Annotated in this window: 1 protein-coding gene; it reads left to right on the top strand. The window is 65.1% G+C overall.

The annotated features are described in order from the left end of the window. A partial coding sequence (locus tag EN850_RS34405) for a transposase (protein WP_189591304.1) occupies positions 1–355 on the top strand: 355 nt, incomplete at both ends.

The following is a 355-nucleotide window of genomic DNA, read 5'->3' as shown; positions in this document are numbered from 1 at the left end:
GTCTCCTGTCGGCCAGGGTTCTTCCTTCCGGTGCGCGTCCTGTCGCGCCTGTTTCGCCGCCGCTTCCTGGAAGCCCTACGAGCCGCCTTCGACGCGCGCAGCCTCAAGTTCTTCGGCGACATTGCCGGCCTGACCGAGCCAGCCGCCTTCACCCGCCTGTTGGCCAGGTCGCGCCGCCTCGACTGGGTGGTCTACGCCAAACCGCCGTTCGGCGGTCCAGGGCAGGTGCTGGCCTACCTCGGTCGCTACACCCATCGCGTCGCCATCGCCAATTCCCGGCTGATCAGCATGGAGAACGATCGTGTCGGATTCCGCTGGAAGGATTATCGTCATGGCGGAAGGACAAAGGTGATGA

The organism is Mesorhizobium sp. M8A.F.Ca.ET.207.01.1.1, assembly GCF_004794715.1.
GTDB lineage: Bacteria > Pseudomonadota > Alphaproteobacteria > Rhizobiales > Rhizobiaceae > Mesorhizobium.
The sequence above is the reverse complement of the archived record's forward strand: the minus strand, read 5'-3'. Positions and strand labels throughout refer to the sequence as shown.